The following is a 20,830-nucleotide window of genomic DNA, read 5'->3' on the forward strand; positions in this document are numbered from 1 at the left end:
AGCCCCCAGATCCCCCCCCAGACAATCCGCGGATACAGCCAACCGGGAGTTAGGGCCGGTGCAATGGATACGCCGGCCCACCGGGCAATGCCCAAATCGCCGAACTGCCAGACCACCAGACTGTTGGCCAATGCGCCCAGGCAGCCGGCCGAAAAACAGATCATCATCTTTTTCATTCGATCCTCCAACGATTGCTGTATCGATTAAACCAAACCAATGCTGCCGTCCAAAGGGGGAAAAACCGCCGGCATTCCTGCATCACTGCGGGTGACACGGAAAAATCACCAGTAAAGTTAATCATTTAAATTCCGATGTCATCGCCCGCCAGCGGGAAATGACCGCATCGGAAGGTCAACCTATCATGTGTCGGCAACGGCGGCGCGCCATTGGCTATTGCATGAAGGTCTGTCTCGGGTTAAAGTGTCATTGACAGCCGATGAACATCCTCGAACCGATTTTGATAGGGAACCGTTAGACTAGGAGCCTCCACTCATGGCCCAGTGGAATATGCCCGTTGAACCCGATGAGCTGCTTTATGCCCTCAAGGTGGGCAATGCGGCAGCGCTGAATCAGATGCCGCTGAAGCATACCCCGGGCCAGGGACTGGAAATCGTGGACGAGGAGACCGGGCAGATACAGACCGTCCATTTTGCTGACAATGCAGTCAACCGGTTCGGCGTGGCCATCGCCCGGGAGTTCGACAACATGGGCTCTAAATTTTTCTCGCTGATGACCCGCATCGGCGCACTGATGCGCCTGCTCGAACACGATCGGGCAAAGCCCTACGTTGAACTGGAGGGGGAGTTCACCAAAATCCGCAACGCCATGATCGAGACCATGGCGTCGTTTCCCATCTCACCCGAGGGTTTTGTCGACGTGGACAAGTTTTTCAATCATCTGGAAAGTGCCAGGAAAAACAAGCCCCGACAGATAGACCATTAACGGCCGATCATAGATCCATTCCTTTTCTCCGGGGCCCTATCAGGTCTTCCTCCGCAGCCGCCGGAAGCGGGATGTCGAAAAGCTTGAAACGAAGCAGCCCGCGCACTCTCGTTTGGGGATCTCCAAGCAATCCATCGGGTCGATGCTTCCCCCGCCGATTCGAGGGCCCGATTCAAGGAGAGGCGTATGGCATCACCATCGTCAATTACCGGAATTCTGGCCATGCCCTAACCCCCTCCTTCCATTCGTTGCACCAACGCCCCGGTGGGGCAGGATTCGATGCACGCCCGGCACGATGGGCAATCCGCCGCAGCAACCGGGTCTTCATCGAAATAACCGACCACCGTATCGAAACCCCGACCGGCAAAACTCAACCGGGGTTGCTGGTGCTGCTGCCGGCAAATCCGGACACAGATGCCGCACAACACGCAGCGGTTGGGGTAGTAGTCCAACACCGGATGGCGAACGTCCACCTCCGGCTCCTTGAACACCCGTTCGAATGGTTTGCATCCCAACCCGGCTCCCAGAAACGCGGCTATATTCTGCAGCTGACAGGCACGGTTGGCCGGGCAGGGTTTGCATTCCACCCGGTGAACCGAGAGCAGGAGCTTGAGGGCGGTCTTTTGAAGACTGCGGACCGCTTCGGTGCCCGTGTGAACCATCATGCCGTCTTCCACGGGCACCGCGCAGGCGGCCACGGGCTCACGAAAACCGTCGATCTCGACGAAGCAGAGACGGCACGCGGCCGGAGCATCGGCCGGGGCGTCTGTTTCCAGCCAGCACAGGTGCGGGATATAAATTCCGGCCGACAGGCAGGCCGACAGCACACTGCTGCCATTCGGGGTCTGGATCGTCCGGTCGTCCACGGTCAGGTTAACCATCGTTTCACCGTCAGCTTTTCTTCTCCGCCGGCCGTTCGATAATGGGCGCCAGGGCTGCCGGCGAGATTTTCACCACTGCATCGTAGTCCGGCGGGCAGGCCACCATGCACTCGCCGCATTTGACACACAGTTGCTGATCAATGCCTTTTTTTCGGTTGCTGGTGGTAAACACCGCATCCACCGGGCAGCACCCCACGCAGGCATCGCAGCCCCGGGCACATTTATCCAAATCGATATAAAAGGCGGTCAGGGTCCGGCAGGTGCGTCCCGGACAGCGCCCCTCCTCGACATGCGCCTCGTATTCATCCCTGAAATAGGTCAGGGAAGTAAGCACCGGGTTGGGGGCGGTCTTACCCAGCCCGCACAAAGAACCCTGCTTGATTGCTTGGCTGAGGGTCTCCAGCTGCGCCAGGTCTCCCTCGCGCCCCTCACCGCGGGTGAGACGGCGCAGAATGTCCAGCAAGTGGCGGGTGCCGATGCGGCAGAAGGTGCATTTGCCGCAGGACTCCTTTTGAATGAAATCCAAAAAATAGCGCGAGACGTCGACCATGCAGCAGTCCTCGTCCATCACCACCAAGCCGCCGGAGCCCATCATGGCGCCAACCTGCGTCAGGGCATCGAAATCCACCGGTGTATCGAGAAATTGGGCGGACAGACACCCCCCCGACGGCCCGCCGATCTGCACCGCCTTGAACTGCTTCTTATGAGGAATACCGCCGCAGATGTCGAAGATCAACTCACGCAGGGTCACTCCCATGGGGATCTCCACCAGTCCGGGGTGGGTCACGTTGCCCACCACGGAGAAGACCGCCGTGCCTGGACTGTCCGGTGTACCGATCCCCCTGAACCAGTCGGCTCCCTTTTCCAGGATTGGTGGAACCGTGGCCAGAGTCTTGACATTGTTGATCACCGTGGGCCGGCCGTCCAGCCCACGCTCCACCGGATAAGGCGGGCGGTGCCTGGGCATGCCCCGGTAGCCCTCCACCGACCGAATCAGGGCGGTCTCTTCGCCGCAGACAAAGGCACCAGACCCCTGAAACAGGTCAATATCGAAATCCAGTCCGCTGCCCAAAATATCCGTGCCCAGGATGCCCAATTGCCTGGCCTGCTGGACGGCGGTGGTCAGAATCCTCACCGCCAGGGGATATTCGGCCCTCACATAAAACAGGCCGCGCGCGGCACCCACGGCCATGGCGGCGATAATCATGCCTTCGATGACCTGATGAGGATTGCTCTCCAGCAGGGTGCGGTCCATGTATGCGCCGGGATCGCCCTCATCGGCATTGCACACGATCAACTTGTCGCTGCCGGATGCCGCCTGCCCCGCCTGCCATTTTCTGGCCGTGGGAAATCCCGCACCGCCGCGTCCCCGCAGACCGGCGGCATCGATTTCGGCAATGATCGCTTCAGGCGTCCGGCAAAGGGCGGTGGCCAATGCACCATACCCCCCGTCGGCAATGTACTCATAAATCTGTTCCGGATCGATTCTTCCACAACGGTCCATGATCACTCGCTTTTCCCGGCTGAAGCGGGCGAACTCCATCACCGACGGGATCATTTCGTTTTCCACGGTAGCCCCCATGACGTGCTCGAAGCGGGGGTCACCCTCTTCCAAAAACAGCTTGACCAACATCCTGGCCTTGCCCGGGGTGACCTCGGGGTAGAGAATGGGTGGGAATCCGAAATTCGGATGATCGATGACCACCACCGGTTCGGCGTAGCAGTGGCCCACGCAGCCCACCGTGTGCACATGGGCCTCGATTCCTCTCTCGGCAAGGGCTTTTTCGAAGGCCGCCTGGGTCTCCAGGGCGCCGGAGGCGATGCCGCAGGTGGCCATGCCAATATGAATCTTGGGTAACGGACTCTGATCGAACCGCTCCCACCTTGTCCGGGCGTCGTCGGCAAGGGCCTGATAGGACGCTTGAATTCTCACCACGGTGTCTCTTGTCATTCTTGATGAAACCTTTAAAACCAGACTTTCAGACGGTTTTATAAAAAAGGCCGAGATCAAGGCTTGCCAATCCCGGGGAAGGAGTCGTACTGACGAGGGATGACGCGTAACGCGGATGTCGGCTTTATTACGGAGCCGTCATGATTTGGCCGCCTCTCTCTGCGCCTTCTCCTTTTCGAGATGGACTCGCAGGACCAGCCCCTCCACCTTGCTGGGAGCCATGTGCCCGTGGAGGGTCTCACCCACCAGGGCTACCGGTGCCAGGGCACAGCAACCCACACAGGCCACCCGTTCGATGCTGAATTCCCGATCCTGGGTGGTTTCACCTTCCTGGATCTCCAGTTTGCGCTCGAAATTCTCCAGGATGATCTCACCGCCGCGCACGTGGCAGGCCGTTCCCATGCAAACCTTGACCGGGTTTCTTCCCGGCGGGTTGAAGCGGAATTGGTTGTAAAACGAGGCCACCCCGTAGACTTCGGATCGGGTGACGGCCAGATGGCCGGCCACCAGGGAAAGGGCTTGGTCGGGAAGATAGCCCAAGGCCTTCTGGGCCATCTGGAGCAGGGGAATCAGCTGCCCCCTGCCTTTGGGAGAAGCAGCGATCTGCGGTTGCAAGGCTTTCAGGCGCAATTCGTCTTCAGCGCTAAGGGGAAGCTGCATGGTCACGTGTCGGCATCAGCGTTGTTGGTTTTTCTCAATTGTTGACAGTGAAATCTGATGAACTCGCAGATATCGTATTTACTACGGGTTCGTAACAAGTACGAGATCAAGGCTTGCGAATCCCGAGAAATGAGGCGTACTTTCGGTACGCCGCAGTGACGAGGGATGAAGCGTAACGCAGATATCGGACTTGTTACGAACCCGTCAAATCTTGTCCATGGCGCCATAGGCCGCCTGGATGCGCTCGCGCAGTAAAAAACAGAGTCGCTCGAGCATGAAAAAACCGAATGGGGTGTCATCCTCCATACATTTTCTCAGCTGACGCCCTTTGATGCGAATCACTGTTGAATCTTTCTGGCAACTGGCCGATGACATGAGTACATGGGGCTCGCCCAACAGGGCCGACCAACATCCCAGGGTCCGGCCCTTGCCCAGGGCATCGATCACTACGGATCCCTTGTGACTGCCGATATCCATGGCGCGCTCCAGAAACACATATCCGTCCACGATGATAAACAGGTCCTCTCCGAAGTCGCCCTGCCGGAAAACATAAGCGCCGGCCTTGTAATGATCGATGTCGCAAAAATCAGAAATGGTGGTCAGGTGCGCCGGGGAGATGTTCTTCAGAAACCCGCACGATTGCAGGGTGGCCTGTATCTCAGGATTTGCCATGGTTTCCTCCCACGTCTGTGTCAGCCATCTGTTGGTAGGCCTGGATCAACCGCTCGCCCAGGGCCCGGGACAGATGCTTGTAAAACAGGTAGCCGCTTTGCGTGTCGCTGTCCAACAGCCTGAGCAGGCGATCCCGGTCCAGTTTCAGCACCACCACCGGCGTAGCACAGATGGCATCGCCGCCGCATTTGTCGCCGTCGATGAGGCATTTCCAGCCGAAGGCCTCTCCCACACGATTTCCCGTGTATACCTTCTTTCCCGTATCGCCGATGGTGATTTTCACTTCTCCCTGGGCGAGGATGAACAGATGGCGGGCCTCATCGCCGCTGTGAAATAGGACATCACCTTTGGCGAACGCCACGCGTTCGGCCATGGCCATCACCCGATTGACCACATTCTGGTTCAGCCCCCAAAACAGATCTGTCTGTCGGATATACATGGCGGCCTCATCTGGGCAAGCGACTCCAGCGGTGTTTGGATGGAGTGTCGATGGTTGGCGGAGATGGAACCTTTATCTGTTGTATAGTATGCAAAAAAACCGGGTGTCAAATCAAACCTGAAATACGCCTTGTTGGGATTAAGGGATGGGGGGAATGGTGGGATTAGAGGATTGGCCGGACATGAACCGTTTTGCCGTCCGAACGCATCGAAATGGCACCATGCGTGCCGGTGCACAGGACCCGGCTGCCCGCTGCGCGGTATCGACCCGTCACCTCGGCATGGGGGAATCCGAAGCGGTTGTCGGCGCCGGCGCTGATCACCACCACCGCCGGCGCCACCGCGGTTATGAATTCCACTGAACTGGATGTCCGGGATCCGTGATGGGGAGCGAAGAGAACCGTGCTGGCAAGCCCACTGCCGGTCCGTTGCACCAATTGGCTCTCCCCCCGGGCTTCGATGTCCCCGGTGAGCAGAAAGGCGGTCTCTCCCATTGTCGCCTTGACGACCAGTGATCCGTTGTTGCGGTATTCCTGGTCGACGCCGTCCGGCTGGTTTAAAAACCCCGGCGGCGGGTGAAGAACCGTCAGCGCCACCGGTCCGACAATCGTTTTTGGGGTTCCGGAATCCATCGTTCGCACGACAATGTTCTGCTCACGGCATACCGCCATCAACGCTTCATAGCCTTTCGTGGTGTTGACATCCCCATTGCTCCAGAGTTCCCGGACATTGAAATACCTGGCGATGTATATCAGGCCATTGAGATGATCGGCGTTGGGGTGGGAAAGAACGAGGATGTCAACGGTGGCGATTTTCTTGCGCCACAGTAACGGTGCGACGACGCGCTGCCCCATATCGAACAGGCGGTTATCGGAAAAACCGCCCCCATCGTATAGCACGACGCCGCCCCCGGGCAGTTCCATGAGAGTACAGCCGCCCTGCCCCACGTCGATGGCCGTGACCTTGAGATCCCGATGCCAGAAGCGTTGGTAGGACCAGTATAATCCATCGCCGGCGGCCAAGACCATCGCTGCGACCAGGATCCACGGAGCCAGGGCTGCTTTACGCAGGTTCAGCAGTGCCCAGGCGGCCAGATAATACAGGAAAATCTCCATCAGGGATGGCGTCACGGCCTTGACCGCGGCGAAGGAAAGCCTCGAGAAGAAGTCCACCCCCATCATCGCCAGATGAAGGATCTTGATGCTCAACCAGAAGCCCAGGGCCGCGACGGGTTCGAAAAAGAGGGTGACAAAGGCCGACACCAACCCTGCCGGCACCACCACAAAACCCACCAGAGGAACGAGAAACAGATTGGCAGCGATGCCCACCACCGAGGTCTGATTGAAATGAAGCAGGGCCACGGGGGTCGTGCCGGCGATGGCCAGAGCAGAGACCAGAACAAATCCCACCACCCGCCTGCCGGTCCGTCGGGCCGGGGAAAGGTCCGGCACTTCAGCGACCCCGATCTTTTCCAGACCGTACACAATGGCCAGTACGGCAGCGAATGAGAGCTGAAAAGAGATCGAAAACAGGGCTGGCGGGAAAAAAGCCAGAATCACCAGCGCCGCCAAGGCAAGGGTATTCAGGACGTCTTGGGACCGTCCAAGGATAATGGCGGCCAGAAACAGCGCGACCATCAACTCGGCCCGCTGGGTGGAAGGGGACATGCCGGCCAGCAAACCGTAAGCCAGTACGGGCAGCAGGGTCACTGCCGCCGCCCACTGCCGGCCCCACCCCCGCCACAGCAGGGGCGGTAAAAAAGAGAAGATCCAGCGAAGCGTGCCGAAGGCCAGGGTGGCCACGATACCCACGTGAAGACCTGAAATGGCCAGCAAGTGGCCCACGCCGGCCCGGTTGAACCGTTCGCGCAGCCGGTCGTCGATGCCCGACCGGTCCCCGAAGACAAGGGCTTTGAGCACGGCTTTTTCATCCGCGGCGGTGTCCTGGCCGGCCGAATCGATCATCCGGGCCAATCGATGACGAGTCGCATGGATGAGCCGTCTGGCGGGAGACCGGGTGCGCTTTTCGCTCGGTTGGATTTTTTCCGCCTGCACCCAGGCGCTGCCGTGAATGCCCTCAAAGGCCATGTGCCGGCGATAGTCGAAGCCGCCTGGATTGTGAAAATTGTGAAAAGCTCGGATTCTGGCCGGAAAGGTCACCTGTGCGCCCTGCTCCAGATTCGCCTCCCCCATGACCGTCAACCGGAGGCGGCCCCGGACTGGCTTTGATTCCGCTTCACGGGAAAGGGTGTCCACGTCCAGTAAAAGACGCGTCCGGCCGTAATGGAAGATGGGTGAATCAGCCACGGTTCCGTTGATACGCCAATATCCGGTGTCGAGATAATCAGCGAGGTGGCTGGGTCCATGCACGGGCGACAGCCACGGCACCATAGCCAGGTATCCTGCGACCACGGTGGCCAGCAGTGGAGACCATCGCACTGGCTGGTCCCGCTTCAGACAAATCGTCAGCCGAACGGCTGACGCAAGCAGGATAAACAGCGACGGAATGACCAACCCAGGCAGAACCTGGGAAAGAAGGATGCCGACAATCAGCGATAGGGTAATGGGAATGGCCGGGCGAAAATAGGATGTCCCGGGTATGTCCGTGCTCGGCGTCACTGGCTGGTTATACCCCATACAGGATTACGTCTATAGTTTGCCAGGCCCAGACAGCCGTTGACACCCTTCAGTTCCTGACCGCCGTCGATTGCGTATGTGGAGATTAAAACCATTCAGTAGCCATAATTGATATTCGTGCGGGGATCAACTTTAGAGTTTCGGCCTTAAAAGCCGAAATCAGACCAGTAGACTCAAAAATCCTGATCGACAGTTAGTGAATGGGTGTCGAGATAGATGGAAGGGGGATAGTTAAAACCGAAACAGGTCATTTTGAAGAGGGGTCCTTGCCAGGCAATAAATATCACAGCCTTCTGTAGGTCACCAAAAACGTTGATAGGTTGGAAATGTACGACCACGAAAAGTCTCCTTTAAATTTTATTGAATTCCATCCCATACCTGCCGATATGTATAACCGTGGGGTACATATCCTATGACTGTCGTTTCTGAGGTTATCTGAAAACGTGTGCTTATCAGGAGTTACGCTGAAATTTAATACAAACGTCTGATATTAGGTATTATTATGAAGTTTCTGAGAGGGAAGCTAAAAAACAGTCGAAAACATGATAGGAAGCTTTGCAGTAACACAAGTGCATTTTTGATAATTCAAAATCAAGAGTTCTCTTGTATGGTTGAAGATATAAGCAGGGGCGGTGCGCTGCTTTCCATCGACCAACATTTTCCAGTAAAAAACGGCGAGCTTATTGAGATTCAGATTCCATTTTCAGATTCAAAACAATATGTTAAAAAGACTGCTCAAGTAAAACGAGTCAACGGCAAGAACATCGCCATCCAATTTATTTGGTAGATTTTAATTGAGATAATCTTACCTATTGGCAAGACAACACTTTTTCACTATATGCACTGGTCATCTTGAACCTACCATGGGAACAGCTGTCGTTTCAAGATTTCGTCTGTTGTGATTATTTTCCCGAATCACAGGAATTTTCAGAGCCAATATCTGCTGGGTCCTCGGAGGCGTCGGCCTATACTAACTTGTTGTGTAAACTATATAAAACAATCTTTATACGCCCAGCATGGTTACTTCAATTTTACGGGTCCGGGCGCGGTTGTCGTGATTGATCGCCACCACCTGCTGCCAGGTGCCAAGCAGAAGTCTGGCACGCCGAATGGGCAAGACAATCGAAGGTCCCAAAAGAGCCGCCTGCACGTGGCTATGGCCGTTACCGTCATGCCAGGCCAGCTCATGGGCGTAAGTAAGATCTTTGGGTGCCATACGGTTGATGGCGTCTTTGAGGTCTTGAACCACGCCCGGTTCGAACTCAATGGTTGTCAAGGAGCCGGTGCTGCCAATGAGACAAGCACTGACCTGTCCGTTTTCAATACCTGACCGGACAACCATATGATTCAAGTCGTCGGTGATATCCCGAATGTCCGGACCGGTGTCCAGGTCCACCTCGATAGTGGCGAAGTGAAATAGGATTGAAGCCATGGGTTCTCCTGGTGAAAACGGCCATAAGATCGATGTCGGACAACCGAAGACGGCGGTCAGATGACAGAGACCCTTTTCACGGTCCGAGGCGGCAATCCGTATCGGTCAACGCCTTTTACGATTCAAGGAAAGATCGAAAAGCGCCGCAGCAGGAACCCAATAGAAAATCCTTTGTTTGACACTTGAATCGGATTCATCATCGACCCACCCGGTGCCGTCGATTGTTATACGGCCGAATGAGCATCGTCGGGACGGGCAATCATCGATAAGTCAACGCCCTGCCATCGGCCCTGAACAGATACAAGCGGGTCGGATCGATGCCAATGGCGATCGCCTCACCGCTGTGCAAACGATGGTCGGCGTGCAGGCGGGCGACCACTCGTGTGCCATCGCGCAAATCGAGGTAAACCATCTGTTCACGGCCGAGCAACTCGGTCATCACGACCCGGCCGTGCAGACGCTGATCCTCTCCCACCAGATGCGGGTCGACCACGTCCTCGGGACGAAGACCGATTTGCGCCACCTGACCGGCCGATCCCCGGGGGTTGTCAAAGCGAGCCTCGAGGTCATCCTTCAGGACGATGCGCTCTCCGGCCAGGGTCAGGACCAGGCCGTCAGCAGCGGGCTCGACGTGCGACGCGATCAGGTTCATGCTGGGTGAGCCAATGAAGCTGCCGACGAAGATATTGTCCGGTCGCTCGAAAAGCCGCTGTGGTGTATCGACCTGTTGCAGGCACCCTTCCTTGAATACGGCCACGCGGTCCCCCATGGTCATGGCCTCGACCTGATCGTGGGTGACATACACCGTGGTGGTGCCGGTTCGCTGCTGCAGCGCGGCGATTTCCGCCCGCATTTGTACCCGCAGTTTGGCATCCAGGTTGGACAGCGGCTCATCCAACAGGAAAGCGACCGGGTCGCGCACCAGGGCGCGCGCCATAGCCACCCGCTGTCGCTGACCACCCGACAGCAGTCCCGGCTTGCGCTGTAGTAAGGGTTCCAACTCGAGCATGCGGGCCACCTTGAGCGCCCGCGCCTTGACCTCGTCTCTCGGGACCTTGGCCATGCGCAGTGGAAATTCGATATTGCCCTGCACCGTCTTGTGCGGGTATAGGGCGTAGCTCTGGAAAACCATGGCGATGTTGCGCGTCCGCGGATGCAGATCGTTGACCCGCTCGCCGGCGATGAAAAGATCGCCGCTGCTGATAGGCTCCAAGCCGGCGAGCATGCGCAGGGTCGTCGACTTGCCACAACCGGAAGGACCGACCATGACCAGGAATTCACCATCCTGTATCGCAAGATCGAGGTCATACACGGCTTTGAAGCCATTGGGGTAGATTTTGTTCACGCCACAAAATGCAATGTCCGCCATGATTCAGCCCTTCACTGCGCCTTTGGTGAGTCCTGCGATGAATTCCTTCTGCAGGATGAAGAATAGCACGACGACCGGCAGCACCGCCAGCAGGGTGCCGGCCATCATCGCACCGTAGTCGGCCTCGTATACGCCAACCATCTGGTTCAGGCCGATCGGCAGCGTGAAACGGTCGCTGCTCTGCAGGATGATCTGCGGCCAGAGAAAACTGTTCCAGGTTCCCATGAAGGCGATCAGACAGAAGGCACCGATCATCGGCCGGCTGACCGGCAGCACCACATGCCAGAAGATCTGAAATTCATTGCAGCCGTCGATGCGCGCGGCCTGGAGCATCTCGTCGGGTATCGACACCATCGACTGGCGGAACAGGAACATGCCGAAGACGTTGACCATGCCGGGAACGATCAAGCCTAAATGGCTGTCGATCAGGCCCAGGTGGTAGATCAACTCGTACATCGGCGCGAGCAGCACAGGACCTGGAATCATCATCGTGGCCAGCATGACGCCCATGATGGTCTTCTTGCCGGCGAAGGCGTACTTGGTCAGGGCGAACCCCCCCAGGGAGGAGAAGAAGAGCTGGACGATGACTGTCACGCCGGCCACGAAGAAACTGTTCATCATGAAGCGCAGAAACGGCATCTGCCGGAAGAGACTGGGGAAATTGCCGACCGTCAGGCGGTCCACCGGCGGCATGAAGGCGTAGGTCTGGAAATCGGCGTTGGCCTTGAACGCCGAGACCACCAGCCAGGCGATGGGCACCAGGCACAGAAATGAGAAGAGCACGAGGGCGATGTAGACGACGACCCGCCGCATATCAGCCTCCCTCCCTGCCGGCGCCGGTGATGCGCAGCTGGACGATTGCCAGGATCAGCACCATGCCCGCCAGGGTCCAGCCGATGGCGGCCGCGTAGCCGAGATCGCCCCCCAGAAAGCCGTTCTGATAGAGGTACATGACGATGGTCAGTCCCGCCTGGTCGGGGCCGGAGCCGTTGCCCAGCAACAGGAAGGCCAGTTCGAAGAGTTGGAACGACCCGATGGTGGAGAGCACCACGACGAAGATCAGCACCGGCTTGATGCCGGGCAGGGTGACATGCCAGAACTGCGACCAGCGGCCGGCCCCGTCGATGGTGGCGGCTTCGTAAAGCTCGCCATCGACGGACTGCAGGGCGGCCAGGAAATAGACCATGTTGAAGCCCGTGTAGAGCCACAGGGCCACCATAATCAGCGCTGGCATTACCAGTTCGGGCGTCGACAGCCAGCGGATGGTCAGCGGCAGGCCAAACAGGGCGTGAAGGGTGGCGTTGAGCAGGCCGAACTTGGGCGCCAGGATGAGCATAAACAGCAGGGCAGAGAAGACCAGGCCCATCAGGTTGGGCGAGAAGAAGATGAAGCGGAAGACGTTGCGGCCGCGCAGGTCGGGGCGGTTGAGCAGGATCGCCAGGCCGAGGCTGAGGGGCAGCTGCAGCAGGATGCTTCCCATGGCGAAGGTGGCTGTGTTGCGAAAGGCGATCCAGAAATCGGGGTCCCTCAGCAGGTGCAGGTAGTTGTCCAAACCGACGAACTGCTGGGCTTCGGGGCCCGATGTGATATAGAGCGACAGGATCATGCTGCGCACGATGGGGTAGGCACCGAAGATCAGGAAGCTGAGGACGAACGGCGTCAGGAAGATGTATGGCGCGGTGCGGGAGGCGTGCAGCTTCATGGTTGCCTCCCGGCGTCCCAGTCGGGTTCGCGGGTCATCTGGGCGCGCACGTAGTCGGCGGCCGATTTCAACCGTTGACGGACGTAAGCCTCGAAGCCGTCCGCGCCGTGCGACCGGTAGTGGCCATAGCAGGCTACGATGGCCTCGTTGAGTTTCGCCGTCGCCACCGGCAGGAAGGCGCTGGAGTAGAAGGGCGGCACATCGTCGGCCAGAGCGATGTACCGCTCGCCCAGCACCTGCCCGCCCCAGTAGGGCCTCGCCTCGTGATAGGCCGGGTCGCTCCAGGCCTGCCGGTCCGGGGTGAGGATGTTCATGGTGCGGAACAGACGCCCGTGCTTTTCCGGCGAGCCGTAATAGATCTCCCGGGCAAATTGCCAGGCCAGTTCGGGGTCCCTGGCCGCACGCGTGATGCCGAGCATGGTGCCGCCGATTTGGCTGGTACGCAGCCCGCCGGGGGCGGGGGCCGGCAGGGGTACCACGCGCATCTTGCCGGACAGCTCCCTGGCGAAAATCTCCAGGCTGGAGGAACGCCAGTCGGGGCAGAGCACGGCGATGTAGAACCCCTCGACGAGGCCGCGGTAGTATGACGGCTGCCAGTTCCCCAGCGAGGCGGCCACCTGCCGGGTGCCGGATTCGGCGACCAGCGGAATCATCCAGAGCATGGTCTGCACCGCCGTTTCGTCATCCATGCGCAGCCGGCCGTCGGGGCCGAAAATGCCTCCACCGCGTTGCATCAAGAAAATCTGGAACGCCCAGGCATCGCCGTACTCAACCTGCAGCAGGTAGCGCTCCTCCGGTACGATCAGGCCGTGCAGCTCACGGAAGTAGTCGTCCCAGGTGGCCAGGTCTTCCATGCGAAGGCCGCGCCGCGCCAGGTAGGGGTCGACGATGTCGGCGCGGTAGGCTAGCATCACCGGATGGATGTCGTGGGGCAGCCCGAAAATGGCCCCCCGGTCGGTGTAGGTGGCCAAGGCGTTGGGCGGAATGCGGTCCAGAATGCCGTCCCGCTCCATGTAGGGTCTGAGGTCGAGGAAGCCGACCTTGTCGATCGGCCCGCGGAAGAATCCACCCGCCGCGCTTTTTTCGATCTCCACCAGATCGGGAATGTTCACCGCCGCCCAGAGCGCCGAGCGAAGCTTCTGGTTGACCGCGTTGTAGTTGACCAGCTGCAGGTCAACCATGCGGCCGGTCGCGGCTGAAAAGCGTTCAGCCGCCTCCCGGTAGGCGTCGGAATGGCTCACGCCGAAGGTCCACATAGTCAGATCGGCCTGGCGCCGGCTCACCGGGTGGACGAGCAGGTACAGGCCGGCGATCAGTCCCATGGCTGCAATAAGCAACGGCGCCAGGCCCAAGGGCATGTCATCCAACCAGCGCCGTATGGGTCCTGCGGTGTTGACGGTTTCCGCCTGCATACCCCTCCCTGCGTGACGGGTTCGAAAAAAACCCGATATCTGGGTTACTTACCGATATCGTTGCGGCAGCCACCCCCGCTCGACGCACTCGCGAAAGCACCACTCGGGCGTGGTCTCGGTGCGGTAGCTCCAGAAGAACCAGCCGTGGTAGTGTTCCAAGGCGAGAAGCTGCGCGGCGCCATAGGCGCGGTAGGCAACATCCGCCTGGAATGCGTCCATGTGCTGGAGTGCATGGTTGAACGGCCCTTCGGCCCAGAGCGAAACCACCTCCAGGTTGAACCCCAGACTCCATTCGCCCACGATCGCGGGCAGCCCCAGCTCACGCTGGATAAGCTCACCCTCCTGCTGCCGCAATTGCCCCGCCTTGTGCAGGTGGCCGTAGATGTCCATGTCTAAATCCGTGCGTTCGAAGCACTGATAGCGGTGTACGTCGAAGATGACGTTCTCATGCTGCGGCGGCTGCATGAAGCCCAGGTATTCGCTGTGCGGGCGGAAGCCGTCGTGGAAGACCACGGCCACGCGATCCGGCGGGCAGTGTTTGCGGATCGCTTCGCAGGCACGCAGGTAGTAGGCCTTGAGCAGCGCCGTGGGCACGTCCCAGCGCGGTTCGTTGAGCAGCTGGATCGCGTGAAGCGCGGGCGCGTTGCAGTAGCGTTCGGCAAGCCGCTCCAGCACCTCGATCGCGTGCGCCAGGTACTCCTCACGCGTGTGCCATTCGCAGACGCCCATGATGCCGCCGTTGTCGAAGCCGTTCTGGCAGCCGGGCGCCGCATGAAGATCGAGGATAACATGCAGGCCGAAGGCCCCCGCCCAATCCAGCGCACGGTCCAGCACGTCGATGCCGCCAACCACGAAGGGATGAGGATCGGCACCGTACTTGGCGTGATAGGGATAAGGCGGGCCAAAGATCCAGTGCCCGAGCGGGATGCGCACCGCGTTGATGCCCCTGCCCGCGAGCCAGGCAAAATCCTCGCGCGTGATGAAGCGCTCCCAGTGGCCGCGCAGCCGCATCGGCGCCTCGCGGCCCAGTTCCGCGCACCAAGTGGTCTCGTCGGTCGTCGCGAGGCCATCGAACAGGCTCGGCGTCATCCATTTTTCCAGCACCAGCCAGCCGCCAAGGTTAACGCCGCGAAGGCGGGCGGACGGTATTGCAGCAACAGGATCCGGCATAGCTATTCCTCATCGTCCCATCGGTTATGTGTTACTCACCACCATACGATGCGCAACTGAGTCGTTTTTTTTGGAATTCGTGAAGCCCATGGGAACAATTCCTGTCTCGTCCCCATTATTACAATATCCTGCCGAATGGGTCACTCAGTCATCAGTTATCAGTCCTCTGTCCCCTGTGCTCATTTCATTGCAGCCCAATCTTCCAATTCCACAGCCCCGGACGGTTTTTGATCGTCACCGCGGGCGGTACAGGTTCGTCCAAATGGGCGAATATCCCGATACCGGCCTGCTGGAGGATCGTTCGCTTTTCAGTGATGTCCAGCCGCCAGTTGGGGAAAATCCAGTAGTCTGGACCATGCCGGTCCGCCCAAGCCTGCTCGCCCCGGGGGCTGTCGAAGGGCACTCGCAGCTGCACGTCGTCGGCCAGGGTTCGTGAAATACAAAGAGGCCAGTTGCCGGAGAGGACAATCCCCAGCGGCAGCGGGCTCTGGCGGCACAGGGTGAGAATGTCCGCCTCACCCAGTTCGGGGCTTAGGTATGCGCCGCCGAACCCCAGGCGCTTGAACGTCTCCAGGCAGAGGGCGTTGGCCGCGTTGCAGAATGGGCCCGCCCACAGAGTCAGCCCCTCGGGGCGGTTGAACAGGGCCATCTGCCAGGGGCTGTTGAGCACGAACTGACGCGCCCCGTTTTCAAGGCACTGCCTCAACAGGCCAGCCACGCGGGCCTCATCGTCCGGCCAAACAACCGGCGGCAGCCAGATCCACAGGTCGGTGGCGGCCGACCGGCCGATGTTCGCAGCAGCCACTTCCGATAGCCACATACCCACGAGGTTGCGGCCCGACGCCCGAACCGGTAGCCGACTCACGCGGACCTCCATGGGACGGCGGGAGTCGCCTATTGGCCCGGGCAGTTTTGCCGTGAAGCGGGAGGAAATGATCGGCGTCAGCGGCCGGGCGGTGGCCTCCACCTCTGCCATCATCTCTTCCAGGGCCTTCTCCCGACGGTCGGTCAGAAATACCGGCGCACCGGGCCGGGGTGCAAATTTACCGCCCAAATTCAAGGGATAGCGACCTTTTTTGGGTACATGGCGACTCACTCGGCAGATGGTATGGCCGGCCTCGTCTTCGTAGCCCACCCGCAGGACGTCTCCAGGCAGCAGAGCCTGCCGGACCACCACCCATGGGTTTTTGACAGGGCCTTGCACCTTGCCCATGAACAGGCCAGAGGCGGTCTGCCGCCGAGTGTCGATGGGCTTTTGCGGCCGCTGGGGTAAAAACTGGTAGTGGGTGGATTCCCGTCCCAGGCTCTGGTCCAGCAGGTCCAGTGCATCGCGTTTGATGCGGGCATCGCCGCCTTGATCCCGCAGCATCCGGTAGGCAGTCACGGTGTAGTAGACATAGTGGGGACCCTTTTTGCGGCCCTCGATCTTCCAGGCCAATACTTTTTTGACCTGTCCCAAGATCTTGACCAGCACATCCACGGAAAAATCCTGGCAGGAGAAGGCACGTGCGGTCTTGTCCCCTTGGCGGTAGTGACGGCGGCAGGGTTGCACACAGCGTCCCCGCAGACCACTCTTGCCCCCCATGTAGCTGCTCCAGTAGCAGCGGCCGGAGACCCCGTAGCAAAGGGCCCCGTGAATGAAGGATTCAAGGCTCAGGGCCTTAGGACAGGCATCGGCCATGGCCTTGATCTCATCGATGGAAAGCTCCCTGGGGACCACCACCCGGTCGACCGCAAGGGTTCGGGCAATAAACCCCAGGGCCTTGGGAAAGCTGACGTTGGCCAGGGTGGAAAGATGAATTTCACCATCGAACCCCGCCTGGCGGGCCAGGGCGACAACCCCCAGATCCTGAACAATCAGGGCATCGGGGTGTACATGGCGCTGCAGGTCATCAATCAGCTGGCCGGTGCGATCCAGTTCGTCGGGTTTGAGCAGGGCATTGACGGTGACGTAGACCTTCACCCCCCGCTCGTGGGCAAGCTGGGTCAGCTGAGCCAGTTCAACAGGTGAAAAGTTCTTGGCCCCCATGCGCGCCGACATGCTTTTGAGGCCGCAGTAAACGGCATCAGCTCCGGCAGCCAGTGCTGCCAGAAAAGCGGCGCGGTTGCCGGCAGGGGCCAGAATGGCCGGTTGGTGATCAAAGTTCATATTGTCTGTATACTATCTGTGGCTCTCGATTGCTATAAGGTTTCGGAATGGCGTTAAGCATGCTCCGAATTTCGCAACATCCGCTTCAAGGCCGCCACCGTATCCATGGTCAGGCTGAGAATGGCGGGGATGAGAAAAATGGTGAATATGGTGGAGATCAGCAGGCCGCCAACGACCACGCCTCCCAATCCCCGGTAGAACTCGGAGCCGGCACCGGGAAAAAGCACCAGGGGCAGCATACCGAACACCGTGGTGATGCTGCTCATGTAGATGGGCCGGATGCGCGAACGAACCGATTCGGTGATGGCCCGGCGCGCCTCCATAGCATGCTCCCGGATGTTGTTGAGGCTCTGGTGAACAATCAGGATGGCGTTGTTGACCACGATGCCGACCAGGATGACAAACCCCAGCATGGTAAGAATATCCAGCGGCTGGGGAGCGATGAACCGGTTCACCAAAAAAATTCCCAGGAACCCGCCGGCAGCGGCCAGGGGAACGCTGAACAGGATGATCAGGGGGTAAAGAAAGTTCTCGAACAGCGCACTCATCAGCAGGTAGCAGATGGCCACGGCCAGAACCAGATTCCAAACGAGGGCATCTCGGGTACGGGTGAGTTGGTCCGCCGTACCGCCCAGATCGATGCGGTAGAGGCTGCCCAGCTGCGCCTGGGCCTTGACGGGTTCGATCACCTGCCGGGCAATGGTTTCCATCGCCGCTTCCAGCGAGATGTCGGCCGGGGGATTCACCTGGATGGTAATGGCCCGCTGGGTGTCGATGTGGTTGATCTGCGTGGGGCCTTCGGTCAGCTGGATGTCGGCCACCGAACCCAGCAGCACCTTGCCGCCCAACGGGGAGGCCACGGGAAAGGCTTCCAGGTCCTGGATCCGCTTCAGCCGGTCCTCACGGCTCTTGACCACCAGGTCGATCTCGTCGCCGTAGAGGCGGTAGACGCCGGCTTTGGCGCCCCCCACATGAGCATCAACGGTGGTGCCCAGATCGGTCGTACTGATACCCAGCCGGGTGAGCCGGTCCCGGTTGGGCGTGATCCGCAGCTCCGGGTTTCCCAGGTCCAGGCCCGGGATGGGACGGATCTGCGCCCCGGGTATGACAGCTGCCGTCATGCCGTAGATCTGCCGGCCCAGGGCAATCAGTCGCGGCAGGTCCGGGCCCTTGAGGTCGATGTCGATGGAGCGGCCGCTGCCCAGTCCCCGGGTAAACAGCCCGGCCTGGTAAACGATGGGAATCATGCCGGGAACGTTTCCCAACGTTTGGTAGACGTAGGGGATCAGTTCGGCCGTACGCGCGGCGTCCCGGGAGACCACGCCCATAAAGATCTGCTGGCGAAAGGCCACGTAGAAAAAATTCTTCACCGTGGGCAGATTCAGCTTCTCGGCCGCTTGGCTGGTGCCGTCCCGGTTGACCAGGGGCAAGATGTCCGCTTCCACGGTCCGTGCGATGGCGGCGAATTCATCGATGTTATACCCCGGCGGCGGAATCAGGATGCCGAAAAGCAGCTCACGGTTGCCTGTGGGCAGGTATTCGGTCTTAGGGATAAGCGTGACAATCAGCACTACGGCCAGGGCCACCAGGACGACGGCAACCACGATGCGCGACCACACCCGGCCGCACATCCAGTCGACAAATCCGACCATGGCCGAGACGAACCCGCCGGCCGCTCGTGTAGCCGAGAAAACCCCCTTGCTCGTTTTCGGTGATTTTTTCTCCACACGGCCCAAGATCAGTGCGCAGAGGGTGGGAATACCGGTAATAGAAATCAGCAGGCTCAGGGCGACGGCGCTGGAAATGGCGATGGCGATGTCGCGAAACAGCTGGCCGGCCTCCTCCTCCACAAACACGATGGGCAGGAACACCGCGACGGTGGTCAGGGTGCTGGCCAGCACCGCCCCCCACACTTCGGTGGTGCCGTCAAATGCGGCCCGGATGCGCCCTTTGCCCATCTCCCGGTGGCGAAAGATATTTTCGAACACCACGATGGAGTTGTCCACCACCATGCCCACGGCAAAACTCAACCCCGCCAGGCTGACCACGTTGATATTGCGGCCGGCCAGGGTCATGAAGAGGAAGGTGCCCACCACGCTGACGGGAATGGCGGCGGAGACCACCACCGTTCCGGCGATGTTGCGCAGAAACAGCAGCAGCACCGTGACCGCCAGGATCGATCCGACCATCAGGTTTTTCTTGACCAGGTTGATGGCGTCGTAGATGTAGGTGGTCTCGTCGTAAACCTGTTCGATGGACAGGTGACGATCTTTGAGGATGCCGCCATTGAGTTCGGCCAGGGCTATCTTCAATCGATCCATGACCAGCAGCACGTTGGTGCCCGGCTCCCGCACGGCGCTCATGACAATGGTGGTCACGCCGTCATGGCGAACCACCACGGCCGGCGTTTCATGGCCCAGACGCACCGTGGCGACGTCTTTGACCGCCACGGGGATGCCTTCCACCCGCCGAATGATCACGTTGGCCACGTCTTCGGGGCTCCGATACTCACCCACGGTACGGGCGATATACCGGCGTTTGCCCTCGTCAAAGTCGCCGGCGCTGATGGTCTTGTTTTCCACCTTTAGTGCGCGGATCAGATCCGGCACCGTGATCCTTCTGGAAGCCATGGCGTCCACGTCCACCACCACCTGCATCTCACGTTTCTTGCCACCGTGGATGTTGACAGAAGAGATGCCGGGAAGTCGTTCCAGCCAGGGTTGGACATCTTCGTCGAGAAAATCGTATTCCTCTTCCAGGTTGCCCTGGTAGCCGTCTTCGGCCATGAGCACCATCCAGGCGATGGCCTTTTCGAAGCGGCCGCCGGACTTGATGATGGGCCGGTCCACGTTGTCCGGGTAACTCTTGACCTGCTCCATCTTGTTGGAGACCCGCAGCAGGGCTTCGTCGATATCCGTGCCGATCTCGAATTCCAGGCTGATATAGCTCAGGCCGTCCTGGCTTTCGCTCTTGATCTCGGTGAGGCCGTTTAAGCTTTTCAACTCCTTTTCCTGGACTTCGGTGACCTCTCGCTCCACCTCCTCCGGACTGGCCCCGGTCCAGGTAGTCTGGATGGAAACCTCCGGCAAATCCACGTTGGGCGTCAACTGAATGGGGATCCGCAGCAGTGACAGGAAACCAAAGAGCAGCAGTAGAATGGCGCCCACGGAAACCGTTACCGGCTTTTTAATGGATAGATCGACTAATTTCATAACTCGGATGTCCGATGTCGGAGGTCGGAGGTCGGAGGTCGGAAGTCGGAAGTCGGAAAACCGATCGCGGCTAGAAGCCGCTCCTACAATTCCTCAATTCCTCAATTCCTCAATCCCTCAATTCCTCAATTCCTCAATCCCTCAATCCCTCAATTCCTCAATTCCTCAATTCCTCAATTCCTCAATCCCTCAATTCCTCAATCC

General features: G+C 59.4%; 16 protein-coding genes. 2 read left to right on the plus strand and 14 right to left on the minus strand.

Going from position 1 to position 20,830, the window contains the following annotated elements; translation table 11 throughout:
• Window positions 1-492: 492 nt before the first annotated feature.
• Window positions 493-942, plus strand: a complete 450-nt coding sequence (locus tag ABYV26_RS05295) for a hypothetical protein (RefSeq protein WP_372678858.1) — start codon at window positions 493-495, stop codon at window positions 940-942.
• Between the two features lie 227 nt (window positions 943-1,169).
• Here the strand turns inward: ABYV26_RS05295 and ABYV26_RS05300 are convergent, their stop codons facing one another.
• From ABYV26_RS05300 to ABYV26_RS05325, 6 genes are all read right to left on the minus strand, one after another.
• Window positions 1,170-1,823, minus strand: a complete 654-nt coding sequence (locus ABYV26_RS05300) for a 2Fe-2S iron-sulfur cluster-binding protein (protein ID WP_372678860.1) — start codon at window positions 1,821-1,823, stop codon at window positions 1,170-1,172.
• Between the two features lie 10 nt (window positions 1,824-1,833).
• Entirely contained in the window at window positions 1,834-3,774 is a 1,941-nt protein-coding gene (locus ABYV26_RS05305) for an NADH-ubiquinone oxidoreductase-F iron-sulfur binding region domain-containing protein (protein WP_372678862.1), read from the minus strand.
• A gap of 138 nt (window positions 3,775-3,912) precedes the next feature.
• Complete coding sequence (gene nuoE / locus ABYV26_RS05310; protein WP_372678864.1) at window positions 3,913-4,434, minus strand: NADH-quinone oxidoreductase subunit NuoE; 522 nt, start codon at window positions 4,432-4,434, stop codon at window positions 3,913-3,915.
• Window positions 4,435-4,638: 204 nt separating this feature from the next.
• Window positions 4,639-5,106 carry a Crp/Fnr family transcriptional regulator gene (locus ABYV26_RS05315; protein ID WP_372678866.1) on the minus strand — a complete coding sequence of 156 codons (468 nt, stop codon included), beginning with the start codon at window positions 5,104-5,106 and terminating at the stop codon, window positions 4,639-4,641.
• Window positions 5,093-5,545, minus strand: coding sequence for a Crp/Fnr family transcriptional regulator (locus ABYV26_RS05320; RefSeq protein ID WP_372678868.1), 453 nt, complete (start codon window positions 5,543-5,545; stop codon window positions 5,093-5,095). The genes ABYV26_RS05315 and ABYV26_RS05320 overlap by 14 nt, the downstream gene beginning before the upstream one ends.
• Window positions 5,546-5,708: 163 nt before the next feature.
• Complete coding sequence (locus tag ABYV26_RS05325; protein WP_372678870.1) at window positions 5,709-8,180, minus strand: DNA internalization-related competence protein ComEC/Rec2; 2,472 nt, start codon at window positions 8,178-8,180, stop codon at window positions 5,709-5,711.
• Between the two features lie 502 nt (window positions 8,181-8,682).
• On the opposite strand from ABYV26_RS05325, the gene ABYV26_RS05330 reads away from it, so the two are divergent.
• Window positions 8,683-8,967, plus strand: coding sequence for a PilZ domain-containing protein (locus tag ABYV26_RS05330; protein ID WP_372678872.1), 285 nt, complete (start codon window positions 8,683-8,685; stop codon window positions 8,965-8,967).
• Window positions 8,968-9,183: 216 nt separating this feature from the next.
• On the opposite strand, the gene ABYV26_RS05335 is transcribed toward ABYV26_RS05330, so the two are convergent.
• The 8 genes from ABYV26_RS05335 to ABYV26_RS05370 form a co-directional block, all read right to left on the minus strand.
• A complete protein-coding gene (locus ABYV26_RS05335; RefSeq protein WP_372678874.1) occupies window positions 9,184-9,612 on the minus strand; it encodes a secondary thiamine-phosphate synthase enzyme YjbQ in 429 nt (142 codons plus the stop codon).
• Window positions 9,613-9,871: 259 nt separating this feature from the next.
• Entirely contained in the window at window positions 9,872-10,981 is a 1,110-nt protein-coding gene (locus ABYV26_RS05340; protein ID WP_372678876.1) for an ABC transporter ATP-binding protein, read from the minus strand.
• 3 nt (window positions 10,982-10,984) lie between these two features.
• On the minus strand, window positions 10,985-11,794 hold the full coding sequence (locus ABYV26_RS05345) for a carbohydrate ABC transporter permease (RefSeq protein ID WP_372678877.1): 810 nt from the start codon (window positions 11,792-11,794) through the stop codon (window positions 10,985-10,987).
• A gap of 1 nt (window position 11,795) precedes the next feature.
• Complete coding sequence (locus ABYV26_RS05350; protein ID WP_372678879.1) at window positions 11,796-12,683, minus strand: carbohydrate ABC transporter permease; 888 nt, start codon at window positions 12,681-12,683, stop codon at window positions 11,796-11,798.
• Window positions 12,680-14,095: an ABC transporter substrate-binding protein gene (locus tag ABYV26_RS05355; protein ID WP_372678881.1), complete on the minus strand. Its 1,416-nt coding sequence runs from the start codon at window positions 14,093-14,095 to the stop codon at window positions 12,680-12,682. The genes ABYV26_RS05350 and ABYV26_RS05355 overlap by 4 nt, the downstream gene beginning before the upstream one ends.
• A 48-nt stretch (window positions 14,096-14,143) precedes the next feature.
• Window positions 14,144-15,265: a glycoside hydrolase family 5 protein gene (locus ABYV26_RS05360; protein ID WP_372678882.1), complete on the minus strand. Its 1,122-nt coding sequence runs from the start codon at window positions 15,263-15,265 to the stop codon at window positions 14,144-14,146.
• Between the two features lie 184 nt (window positions 15,266-15,449).
• Window positions 15,450-17,414 carry a peptidase U32 family protein gene (locus ABYV26_RS05365; RefSeq protein ID WP_372678884.1) on the minus strand — a complete coding sequence of 655 codons (1,965 nt, stop codon included), beginning with the start codon at window positions 17,412-17,414 and terminating at the stop codon, window positions 15,450-15,452.
• Window positions 17,415-17,467: 53 nt separating this feature from the next.
• Window positions 17,468-20,626: an efflux RND transporter permease subunit gene (locus tag ABYV26_RS05370; RefSeq protein ID WP_372678886.1), complete on the minus strand. Its 3,159-nt coding sequence runs from the start codon at window positions 20,624-20,626 to the stop codon at window positions 17,468-17,470.
• Between the last annotated feature and the right edge of the window lie 204 nt (window positions 20,627-20,830).

The organism is Desulfosarcina sp., from assembly GCF_041551955.1.
GTDB lineage: Bacteria > Desulfobacterota > Desulfobacteria > Desulfobacterales > Desulfosarcinaceae > Desulfosarcina.

Bases quoted from the DNA above. Each gene is read 5' to 3' on its own strand.
- ABYV26_RS05365 (WP_372678884.1), bottom strand. From the start codon at position 17,414: ATGAACTTTGATCACCAACCGGCCATTCTGGCCCCTGCCGGCAACCGC.
- ABYV26_RS05335 (WP_372678874.1), bottom strand. From the start codon at position 9,612: ATGGCTTCAATCCTATTTCACTTCGCCACTATCGAGGTGGACCTGGAC.
- ABYV26_RS05300 (WP_372678860.1), bottom strand. From the start codon at position 1,823: ATGGTTAACCTGACCGTGGACGACCGGACGATCCAGACCCCGAATGGC.
- ABYV26_RS05320 (WP_372678868.1), bottom strand. From the start codon at position 5,545: ATGTATATCCGACAGACAGATCTGTTTTGGGGGCTGAACCAGAATGTG.
- ABYV26_RS05355 (WP_372678881.1), bottom strand. From the start codon at position 14,095: ATGCAGGCGGAAACCGTCAACACCGCAGGACCCATACGGCGCTGGTTG.
- ABYV26_RS05370 (WP_372678886.1), bottom strand. From the start codon at position 20,626: ATGAAATTAGTCGATCTATCCATTAAAAAGCCGGTAACGGTTTCCGTG.
- ABYV26_RS05340 (WP_372678876.1), bottom strand. From the start codon at position 10,981: ATGGCGGACATTGCATTTTGTGGCGTGAACAAAATCTACCCCAATGGC.
- ABYV26_RS05350 (WP_372678879.1), bottom strand. From the start codon at position 12,683: ATGAAGCTGCACGCCTCCCGCACCGCGCCATACATCTTCCTGACGCCG.
- ABYV26_RS05325 (WP_372678870.1), bottom strand. From the start codon at position 8,180: ATGGGGTATAACCAGCCAGTGACGCCGAGCACGGACATACCCGGGACA.
- ABYV26_RS05305 (WP_372678862.1), bottom strand. From the start codon at position 3,774: ATGACAAGAGACACCGTGGTGAGAATTCAAGCGTCCTATCAGGCCCTT.
- ABYV26_RS05315 (WP_372678866.1), bottom strand. From the start codon at position 5,106: ATGGCAAATCCTGAGATACAGGCCACCCTGCAATCGTGCGGGTTTCTG.
- ABYV26_RS05360 (WP_372678882.1), bottom strand. From the start codon at position 15,265: ATGCCGGATCCTGTTGCTGCAATACCGTCCGCCCGCCTTCGCGGCGTT.
- ABYV26_RS05295 (WP_372678858.1), top strand. From the start codon at position 493: ATGGCCCAGTGGAATATGCCCGTTGAACCCGATGAGCTGCTTTATGCC.
- ABYV26_RS05345 (WP_372678877.1), bottom strand. From the start codon at position 11,794: ATGCGGCGGGTCGTCGTCTACATCGCCCTCGTGCTCTTCTCATTTCTG.
- nuoE (WP_372678864.1), bottom strand. From the start codon at position 4,434: ATGCAGCTTCCCCTTAGCGCTGAAGACGAATTGCGCCTGAAAGCCTTG.
- ABYV26_RS05330 (WP_372678872.1), top strand. From the start codon at position 8,683: ATGAAGTTTCTGAGAGGGAAGCTAAAAAACAGTCGAAAACATGATAGG.